Below are 7,843 nucleotides of genomic sequence, written 5' to 3' on the forward strand. Positions count from 1 at the left end.
GATCAATCCGCGGTACGAGCACCGCGGTTCATCGGGAAATCACGCGGTATGGGTCCCGGCCTTCGCCGGGACGACGTTGGAGATAGACTAACGCTCTCCAATCGCAGCCAACACTTCCTTCGCCGCCCGCTCGCCGCTGTCCCTTGCCCCATGCGCCGTCGTGAAGAAGTTCGGCGACGTCGCTTCTCCCGCGAAGAACAGGCGTCCATCGACCGGCGCCGCCAGCACGGCGCGGTCGCCGGCATGGCCGGGCAATGCGTGCGAATAGGAACCTCTGGCGAATGGATCGTGCGCCCAGCGCGACTCGCAGAGCGGCTTCAGCTTGCGGCGGATGTCGTTGCCGAGAAAGCCTGCGATCTCGTCGATGCTTTGCGCGGCGAAGGCGCCATCGCCGGCGTCTTCCAGCTCGCGTGCAAAGCTGCCGCCGAAAAAACCTTCGATGCAGGGCTGACCGAACGGGCGGATGTGGTAGGTGCCCATCGCGGTGCGCATGGTGGCGCCGCGCAAATTGCCTTCCTTCGGGAAGGCCTCCGCATCGTCGAGCGCCAGCGTCACCTTGTCGTCGACGCCGAGCGGCAGGCCGGCCGCGGCATCCACCTTGGCCGGGAGCGGCGGCGAGAAGCGAATCGCCTCATCGGCGATTAAATTGGTCGGCACCGTGACGATGACCTTGTCCGCGGTCAGCGTGCCCTGCGATGTGTCGAGGCGGATGCGCTTTCCGGAATGATCGATCAGCGTGACGTTGCAGTTCAGCGCGACCGGGCAGCTCGCGCCATAGGCTGCGACCAGCGCGCCGTAGCCGCGGCGGATGCGCCAGTTGAGGTTGCTGTCCTCATAGGCATCCCAGTCGAGCGTCGACATGTCCTTCAGTTCGCAGCCATTGATGTAGGTCGAGACCGCGTCGATCATGGGATTCCAGCGATTGCCGGGCTCGAGGCTCCAGCTCGCAGGTTCGTCCTTGCCCTTTTGCGCGGCCTGCCAAAGACGCTGATAGAACGCGTCCATCGCGCGCATGAAATCGTCACGCTCGGCTTGTGGAAAGGCGGTGCCGAAGGCGCGCTCGCGCCAGGGCGGCAGGTCCTTGTTGACCTCGAAATCGAGCTGCCGCGCGATCGAAACGAAGGAGTTTTTGTCCGCCGAGTGCAGCCAGCCGCAGCCGACGTCGAAGGTCACTTCGGGCGAGGCCTGCACGGTCCAGGCCCGGCCGCCGATGCGATTGCGCGCCTCCAGCACGATCGCCGAGAGGCCGGAGCCGTGCAGCGCGTGCGCCGCGCCGAGGCCCGCGGCACCGGCGCCGATAATTGCGACGTCGACGGAGGAGGGAAGGGAGCTCATGGGCGGGCTCTAGCATGTTCGCCGGAGCGGCAGAAGATGCCCAACCGCTAGGCCGTTATCACCCTCGGGAAAGCGCTACCGCTTCCTCACATCCCCCGCCTCGGCCTCGCTCGCCTCCAGCGATACCGGCTCAAGATGATAACGCTTGGTCAGCGGCATCTGCGCGATGGCAAAGATCATGGTCAGCGGGGTTACGCCGAACACCTTGAAGTTCACCCAGAAATCCGTGCTCTGGGTACGCCAGACGATCTCGTTCAGCACCGCCATGCCCGCGAAGAACAGCGCCCACCGCAAGGTGAGAATGCGCCAGCCCTGCGGCGTCAGGTTGAACATCTGGTCGAACATCACGGCGATGAAGGAGCGGCCGAACAGCAGCCCGCCGCCGAGGATCGCGGCGAACAGGCCGTAGATGATGGTCGGCTTGACCTTGATGAAAGTCTCGTCGTGCAGCACCAGGGTCAGCGTGCCGAACACCAGCACAATCACGCCGGTGACGATCGCCATGATCGGGATGTGGCGCGTCACCACATAGGAGGCGATCATCGCCGCGACGATCGCGACCATGAAGGCGCCGGTCGCGGCGAACAAATTGAACTTCGCATTCACGAAGAAGAACACGAGCAGCGGACCGAGCTCGGTCGCGAGCTTGAACAACGGATGCGGCTGGGTCTTGTCCATTCCTTAGCTTTCGATTCCGGCAATGGCGCGGGCGAAATCGCGCGCGGTGAACGGCGCGAGATCGTCGACGCCTTCGCCGACGCCGATGAAGTGCACCGGCAGTTTGAATTTTTCAGCGAGCGCCACCAGGATGCCGCCGCGTGCCGTGCCGTCGAGCTTCGTCATCACGAGGCCGGTGACGCCGGCGGTGCGGTGGAACGCCTCGACCTGCGACAGCGCGTTCTGGCCGACGGTGGCGTCCAGCACAAGCAGCACCGCGTGCGGCGCGGTGTCGTCCACCTTGCGGATGACGCGCACGACCTTTTCGAGCTCGTTCATCAGCACGGCTTTATTCTGGAGGCGCCCGGCGGTGTCGATCAGGAGCACGTCGATGGTCTGCTCCTTCGCCGCGGTCAGCGCGTTGAAGGCGAGGCTCGCCGAATCCGAGCCCTGCGCACCGGCGATGACCGGCGTCTTGGTGCGCTCGCCCCACACCTTGAGCTGCTCGATCGCGGCTGCGCGAAACGTGTCGCCGGCGGCCAGCATCACCTTGCGGCCCTCGGACGCAAACTTCTGCGAGAGCTTGCCGATGGTCGTGGTCTTGCCGGAGCCGTTGACGCCGACCACGAGGATCACGAAGGGCTTCTTGCCCGCCTCGATCTCGAGCGGTTTTGCTACCGGCGACAGTACCTTCTCGACCTCGGTCGCGACGACGTCCTTGACCTCGTCCGCCGAGATCGCCTTGTCATAGCGTCCCGTTCCCACGGCCTCGGCGATCCGGACCGCAACCTGGGTGCCGAGGTCGGCGCGCAGCAGCACATCCTCGATGTCGTCGAGCATGGCGCGGTCGAGCTTGCGCTTGGTGACGAGGTCGGCGACCGCGGTCCCGAGCGAGGACGAGGTGCGCTTCAGCCCGTTGGACAGGCGGCGCCACCAGCTCAGCTTGGGGGGGTCTGACGTGGTATCGTTCATGATGGCGGTGTGTTAGCCGTTCCGGCCCGTAAACGAAAGTCTTGACCGAAAGTCCTGCAATTGCTCGATGTTCCCGAATTGACCGCCGACGAAATTCTGGCGCGCGTGCTCCATCGCGACGGGCTGATGCTGGTCATCGACAAGCCGGCGGGCCTGCCGGTGCATCGCGGCCCCAAGGGCGGCGCCAATCTTGAAGCCTCGTTCGACGCCCTCCGTTTCGGCCTGCCGCGGCCGCCGGTGCTGGCCCACCGGCTCGACAAGGACACCTCGGGCTGCCTCGTGCTCGGCCGCCACCGCAAGGCCACCGCCTCGCTCGGCCTGCTGTTCAAGCATGGCAAGATCGGCAAGACCTACTGGACCGTGGTCGAGGGCGGTCCTGCCGAGGACGAAGGCACCATCGACATGCCGCTCGGCCGGCTCAATGCCGAGCGCGGCTGGTGGCAGAAGCCGGACTCCGAGGGCCAGAAGGCTGTCACCAACTGGAAAGTGATGGGCCGGAGCGAAGGCCTGACCTGGCTTGCCATGGAACCGGTCACCGGCCGGACCCATCAATTGCGGGTGCATTCGGCCGCAACGGGCTGGCCGATCTTTGGCGATAACATTTACGGCAACGGCCCCCGCTTCGGCGAGCCGCGGCTGCATCTGCATTCCCGCGAGATCGTGGTGCCGATCTCCCGGAACAAGGAGCCGGTCCGCGTGGTGGCGCCGGCCCCACCCCATATGCATGAGCGGCTCCGCGCCTGCGGGTGGAATGGGGAATAGGCGGCGCCGTCGTTCACCTCTCCCGCTTGCGGGAGAGGTCGCGCCGAAGGCGCGGGTGAGGGCTCTCTCCTCTTGGGGGTTCTCGATTGCTGAGACACCCTCTCCCCAGCCCTCTCCCGCAAGCGGGAGAGGGAGCGCAGCTCCTCCGCGGCGGCATCTCGCTGAAGCTACCGCATTCCGAGCCATGGTTTACGAAACGTTCAGTGCTCGCCTCTAATGATAACGGCTGCTTAGAACAAGCTTCCGTCAATCCGCTCAGGACGAGCCGCGCGTCATGTCCAAGGCCGAGCTATCGATCATCGACGAAGTCGAATCCGCGATTCGGCTCGGCTCGGCGGAAAAGGGCCTGGAAACGGTCCGGCGCGTCACCGACCTGTTCCTGTCCTCCGCCGGCAGTTTTGACGACGAGCAGATCGCGCTGTTCGACGACGTGCTCGAGAGATTGATCGGCACCATCGAGCTGCGCGCCATCGCCGACATGGGCGCGCGCATCGCGCTGGCCGAAATCAGTGCGCAACTCGCGCCGATCGCACAGGCACCGCCGTCGGTGATCCGCCGCCTCGCCAACAATGACGAGATCCGCATCGCCGGTCCCGTGCTCCAGGAATCCGCGCGCCTCGACGACGGCGATCTGATGCAGATCGCGGCGAGCAAGGGCGAGTCGCATCTGCTCGCAGTCGCCGGCCGCTGGTGGCTGAAGGAGATTGTCACCGACGCATTGTTGGCGCGGCGCTATCCCAGTGTCAGCCGGCGGCTTGCCGCCAATCCCGGGGCGCGCGTCTCGGGAGGCGGATTTGCCGTCATCGTCGGACAGGCCGAGTCCGATCCCGAGCTTGCCGTGAGTATCGGCGTCCGCGTCGACCTGCCGTCGGAGCTGCGCCGCCAATTGCTGCGCTCGGCCACGGATGCCGTTCGCACGCGGCTCTTGTCACGCGCGCCGCCGCATCTGTTCGAGGAGATCCAGAGCGCGATCGCAGCCGTCACCGTCGGCGTCGAGCGCGAGATGTCGGGCGTCCGCGACTTCGAAGGCGCCAAGCGCGCCATCGCAAATCTCAAGGCCTCAGGCCAGCTCAGCGAAGCGACGCTGCTCGGTTTCGCCACGCAGCGGCGCTACGAAGAAACCGTCGCGGCCCTGGCCGCGCTGTCCGGATCGACCGTCGAGGTCATTCGCCCGCTGATGCAGAGCCTGCGCGACGACGGCCTGCTGGTGCCTTGCAAGGCCGCACAGCTCAGCTGGGAAACCACCGCCGCCGTGCTGGAAAGCCGCTACGCCACCGGCGCGATGAAGCCCGCCGACCTCGCCAAGGCGCAAGGCCATTTCGTCCGCATGACCCCGGAGAACGCGCGGCGGACGCTGCGGTTCTGGCAGGTCAGGGCGTTGTAGGGGCGCGTTCTAGTACGGCGCATCCACACTCCCAGTGTCGTCCCGGCCTGGTGCGCAATTGCGCACGGGGGGCCGGGACCCATAACCACAGGGAGAAGTTTAGCGAAGATTAGTCGTTCGGTACGCGGACCACCCGCAATCGATGGATCACGCGGTATGGGTCCCGGCCTTCGCCGGGACGACATTGAGGGAGCAGCGACCGAGTCACATCATCAGTCGCTCGCCATCGCTGCCCGCGATCCTGATCGGCATCACGCTCCCGACGCGCGCGCCCGCAACCGCCACCGGCAGATAATGCTCCGTGCGCCCCTGCGACTCGCTCTCGATCAGCGCCTCGCGTGTTGCGCCCATTTCGGCTTGCAGCCGCCGCCGCAACGCCGCTTCGCCAGCCGCACGCAGCCGCCTCGCCCGTTCCTTGATCACGCCGCCCGCCACCTGCGGCATGCGCGCGGCGGGTGTGCCGGGGCGCGGCGAATAGGGGAAGACGTGCAGGAAGGTGAGGCCGCACTCTTCGACCAGATCCAGCGAGCGCGAGAACATCTCCTCCGTTTCGGTCGGGAATCCCGCGATGATGTCGGCGCCGAACGCGATGTCCGGGCGCAGGCGCCGCACCTGGTCGCAGAACGCGATCGCATCGCTGCGCGAATGCCGCCGCTTCATGCGCTTCAAGATCATGTCGTCGCCGGATTGCAGCGACAGGTGCAGATGCGGCATCAGCCGCGCATCGTCGGCGATGGCATCGAGCAGATCGGAATCTGCCTCGATCGAATCGATCGAGGAGATGCGCAGCCGCTTCAGCTCCGGGACGTGTCGGAGGATCTGCTTCGTCAGCATGCCGAGTCTTGGTGCACCCGGAAGATCGGCGCCATAGCTCGTGAGATCGACGCCGGTGAGTACGATCTCGGCATGGCCGCGCGCGGCCAGTGCTCGCACCTGCTCGACAACGGCGCCCATCGGCACCGAGCGCGAATTGCCGCGGCCGAACGGAATGATGCAGAAGGTGCAGCGATGGTCGCAGCCRTTTTGCACCTGCACGAACACGCGCGGCAGGCCGCTCGCAAAGCCGTCGATGAGATGCGGCGCCATCTCCTTCACGGCCATGATGTCGCTGACGGCGATCTTGTCACTGGCGCCGATGTCGAATGCGTCGCGCGCCTCGCGCCAGGCATCGCTGCGCATCTTGTCGTCATTGCCGACGACGCGGTCGACCTCCGCCATATCGGCGAACATCCGGCTTTGCGTCTGCGCCGCGCAGCCGGTGACGACGATGCGCGCCTGCGGACGCTCGCGCTTCAATTTGCGGATCGACTGCCGTGCCTGCGCCACCGCCTCGTTGGTGACGGCACAGCTGTTGATGACAATGGTATCGGACAGCCCCGCGCCTTCGGCCTCGCGACGGATCACTTCGGCCTCGAAGGCATTGAGGCGGCAGCCGAAGGTGACGACCTCGACGCCCATTACCCGACCGGCGCGAACAGCGCCGGATCGAACGCGCCCTCATATTCGAAGGTCGCCGTGCCCGTCATCAGCACGTGGTCGTCGCGCTCGCGCCATTCGATGCCGAGCTTGCCGCCGGGCAGCGTGATCTCGACATTGCGCTCCGTGCGCTTCAGGCGCGCCGCGGCGACCGCCGTCGCGCAGGCCGCCGAGCCGCACGCCCTGGTCAGGCCCGCGCCGCGTTCCCAGGTGCGGATCGTGATGTGCTCGCGGTCGACGATCTGGGCGAGCGTGATGTTGGCGCGCTCGGGAAAGATCGGGTGGTTCTCGAGCAGCGGACCGAAGCGCTCGAGATCGTAGGCGTTGACGTCGTCGACCCAGAAGATCGCGTGCGGATTGCCCATGCTCACCACCGAGGGTGAATGCAGGATCGGATTGTCGATCGGCCCGATCTGCAATTCGATGTAGCGGGTGTCGCGAAATTCTTCCGCCAGCGGAATGTCCTGCCAGCCGAACTTCGGCGCGCCCATGTCGACGGTGTAGAGATCCGGCGCCGGGCCCTGCCAGGCATTGAGCAGGCCCGCGGCCGTCTCGAACGTCGCGGTGGCCTGTCCGGTCTTCTCAAAGATGCGCCGCACCACGCAGCGCATGCCGTTGCCGCAGGCGCCGGCCTCCGAGCCGTCATTGTTGTAGATGCGGATGAAGGCTTCGGTGCCGTCGAGCCGCGGCTTCTGCAGCACCATGAGCTGGTCGTAGGGCACGCCGCCCTCGGCGGACGCGACGGCGCGGGCATCGTCCGGCGTGACCGGCGCGGCGGAATCGCGCATGTCGACAACGACGATCTCGTTGCCGATGCCGTTCATCTTGGCAAATGCGTGGTTGGCCAGCGCGCTCATGAAATTTCCCGAATTTCGCCTGCCTTATATGGCGATCCTTGGCGGCTTGACCAGTGATTTGCTGTGAGAGCCATGACGCATCTGTCATGGGACGAATTCGGCGCTCGCGTGTTAGAACGGCACAGTTCGCGCAATCCGGGGACGCGCGGCCGGGTTAAGGCCTTGGTGGGTTAAGGCCTTGGTACGTAAGGTTTTGGGGAGAATAGAATGAATCGCTTTTGTCGTCTCGCTGTGGCCGCGCTGATCCCGGCAGCGGCCCTGTCGCTTGGCGCTTCCGGCACTTGGGCACAAACCCCGAGCCCGGCGCCGGCTGTCTCGGCCAGTCCCTCGCCGGCGCCCTCGGCATCGCCCGCCCCGGCCGCGAGCGCCTCGCCCGCGCCTGTGGCAACGCCCTCGCCGG

At 66.2% G+C, this 7,843-nt stretch carries 7 protein-coding genes; 2 read left to right on the forward strand and 5 right to left on the reverse strand.

Annotation, left to right across the window (positions count from 1 at the left end):
- Window positions 1–87 precede the first annotated feature (87 nt).
- The 3 genes from ACXJL8_RS27430 to ftsY form a co-directional block, all read right to left on the reverse strand.
- The gene (locus ACXJL8_RS27430) at window positions 88–1,335 is read right to left on the reverse strand and encodes a flavin monoamine oxidase family protein (RefSeq protein WP_456620856.1); all 1,248 of its coding nucleotides are present in this window, start codon (window positions 1,333–1,335) and stop codon (window positions 88–90) included.
- A 75-nt stretch (window positions 1,336–1,410) separates the two neighbouring features.
- Complete coding sequence (locus tag ACXJL8_RS27435; protein WP_456620855.1) at window positions 1,411–2,013, reverse strand: septation protein A; 603 nt, start codon at window positions 2,011–2,013, stop codon at window positions 1,411–1,413.
- Between the two features lie 3 nt (window positions 2,014–2,016).
- Window positions 2,017–2,964 (reverse strand): signal recognition particle-docking protein FtsY, encoded by a 948-nt coding sequence (gene ftsY, locus ACXJL8_RS27440; protein WP_456620854.1) that lies wholly within the window; start codon window positions 2,962–2,964, stop codon window positions 2,017–2,019.
- A gap of 60 nt (window positions 2,965–3,024) precedes the next feature.
- On the opposite strand from ftsY, the gene ACXJL8_RS27445 reads away from it, so the two are divergent.
- Complete coding sequence (locus ACXJL8_RS27445; RefSeq protein WP_456620853.1) at window positions 3,025–3,726, forward strand: RluA family pseudouridine synthase; 702 nt, start codon at window positions 3,025–3,027, stop codon at window positions 3,724–3,726.
- 274 nt (window positions 3,727–4,000) lie between these two features.
- Complete coding sequence (locus ACXJL8_RS27450) at window positions 4,001–5,110, forward strand: DUF2336 domain-containing protein (RefSeq protein WP_456620852.1); 1,110 nt, start codon at window positions 4,001–4,003, stop codon at window positions 5,108–5,110.
- 204 nt (window positions 5,111–5,314) lie between these two features.
- Here ACXJL8_RS27450 and mtaB read toward each other — a convergent pair whose 3' ends face one another.
- Both mtaB and dapF read right to left on the reverse strand, forming a co-directional pair.
- Window positions 5,315–6,568, reverse strand: a complete 1,254-nt coding sequence (gene mtaB / locus ACXJL8_RS27455) for a tRNA (N(6)-L-threonylcarbamoyladenosine(37)-C(2))-methylthiotransferase MtaB (protein WP_456620851.1) — start codon at window positions 6,566–6,568, stop codon at window positions 5,315–5,317.
- Window positions 6,568–7,443, reverse strand: coding sequence for a diaminopimelate epimerase (gene dapF, locus ACXJL8_RS27460; RefSeq protein ID WP_456620850.1), 876 nt, complete (start codon window positions 7,441–7,443; stop codon window positions 6,568–6,570). Before dapF ends, mtaB begins: the two co-directional genes overlap by 1 nt.
- Window positions 7,444–7,843: the final 400 nt, after the last annotated feature.

The organism is Bradyrhizobium sp. P5_C11_2, from assembly GCF_054049755.1.

Excerpts from the sequence above, each read along its gene's own strand:
- ACXJL8_RS27430 (WP_456620856.1), bottom strand. The coding sequence starts at position 1,335 with ATGAGCTCCCTTCCCTCCTCCGTCGACGTCGCAATTATCGGCGCCGGT.
- ACXJL8_RS27435 (WP_456620855.1), bottom strand. The coding sequence starts at position 2,013 with ATGGACAAGACCCAGCCGCATCCGTTGTTCAAGCTCGCGACCGAGCTC.
- ftsY (WP_456620854.1), bottom strand. The coding sequence starts at position 2,964 with ATGAACGATACCACGTCAGACCCCCCCAAGCTGAGCTGGTGGCGCCGC.
- ACXJL8_RS27450 (WP_456620852.1), top strand. The coding sequence starts at position 4,001 with ATGTCCAAGGCCGAGCTATCGATCATCGACGAAGTCGAATCCGCGATT.
- dapF (WP_456620850.1), bottom strand. The coding sequence starts at position 7,443 with ATGAGCGCGCTGGCCAACCACGCATTTGCCAAGATGAACGGCATCGGC.